Below are 1,523 nucleotides of genomic sequence, written 5' to 3'. Positions count from 1 at the left end.
GTAACTACTATGATGAAAATGACCCAGTTAGTGGTCATCTTGACTACTATGATGGCGTTAAGAATATAAATTGTAACTTTATGAGAAGAGTAGAAGAGTCCAAAGAAAATAAAAATCTTTTGTACTATCTGCGTCATCTCTATCCGTTTACTCATGGGAGGTATTGGGAAGATAGCAGAATGTATGCAGATATTATTATTCAATATTTAAATGAGTCGGATGCAAATTGATTCTATTTAAAAACTATAACTAGCCTGAAAATAGACTCTATCTACACTATAATATTCATTATTTTGCAAAACTCTAGTTCCATGAATATACTCTGTAGATAGGAGAAGATTTTTAACCAAATTATACTTCAAAGCTAGATGGACAGACCAAGCTGACCTATTAATAGTATCTATCTCCAAAATAGGTTCGCTATCTATCCATCCAAATGCACTGTTTAGCTGTATATTACTACTAATCCAGTGCTGATGTCCGATGTGCATCCCCCATGCAAGTTGAGTCTCTAGCTTCCCCTCTTTGGTCAGAACTGCCCCAGGGAAAAAGCTAGTAGCCATATATCGACCTATTCCTCTACCTCCTACAAAACCTATACTCAATATATTTTTTTCATCAATCTCGATTTTACCATTGATATTGACACCATAACCCCATATACACTCGTCTATATCTTCACCCAAATCTTGATTTACCTTTAGTTGTCGTGCCAACGCAGAGATGCTGTACTCGCCCCAATCTTTCCTCTTTTGATACTTGGAGACAATATCTGGAAACATATCATCATTAACAGTAACCATATCACCCTCTGTTGTCATAATAACAGATTCAGGTTGTTCAAGAGATAGAGCTAAACTCCCTTTTTCAAATTTTGTTTTATAGCTAATAAGTGGTTGACGCATAAATACATCATCAACAGGCTTTTTTAGTGTGGCTGGTTTTATTGTACTACAAAAGAGGCTATTGGTCTGTCCTATAGTCCACCCACTGTATATGAAATAGGCATGACGCAGACGCATATTATGAGAGTTACTATTTCTCTCATTTCCACTACTTCCCCAAAAGTCAATCTCCAAAAGAGTCAGAAACGGTTCATGGTTCTCCTGCATAGCTCTTGTTTTTACCCAGAGCTTACTATTCCTAGCTGTCAGTGCCAACTCTGCATCCTCTCCTTTTGAGTCGATAGGAATGTTGTTCGCATTGAAAAACTGGTCACTACTATTGCTACCACCATCTTTGCCACTTGCATTGTGAAGATAGACTGTATCTAGTGATATTCTACCACCCACTACTATATCTGTATCACTAGAGTGCAATGTAGTAAAGAGGAGTAGAATAATTTTTATATAGTTCATAAGCTATCTTTTTTTAAAATAGACTTCTTTCAAAATTCATTTGGAATCGGAGACTTTAGTCCAATGCAATGAATTAAGCTTTTTTTGAACCAAATAGTTCGGGTGTAAACACGCCGATTCCGAAAATGCAAATTGCATATACGGAACCGATGGCTTCAGCCTCGC

2 protein-coding genes are annotated in these 1,523 nt (G+C 36.8%); one reads left to right on the top strand and one right to left on the bottom strand.

What is annotated here, in order from left to right:
• Positions 1-230: hypothetical protein (locus tag GSY74_RS08020; RefSeq protein WP_223157508.1), on the top strand; the 230-nt coding region annotated here is incomplete at its 5' end.
• A 6-nt stretch (positions 231-236) separates the two neighbouring features.
• Here GSY74_RS08020 and GSY74_RS08015 read toward each other — a convergent pair.
• The gene (locus GSY74_RS08015; RefSeq protein WP_164664585.1) at positions 237-1,358 is read right to left on the bottom strand and encodes a porin; all 1,122 of its coding nucleotides are present in this window, start codon (positions 1,356-1,358) and stop codon (positions 237-239) included.
• Between the last annotated feature and the right edge of the window lie 165 nt (positions 1,359-1,523).

Source organism: Sulfurovum sp. bin170, assembly GCF_010892395.1.
In the GTDB taxonomy this organism is placed as follows: Bacteria; Campylobacterota; Campylobacteria; order Campylobacterales; family Sulfurovaceae; genus UBA1140.
This window is presented reverse-complemented; position numbering and strand designations above follow the sequence as displayed.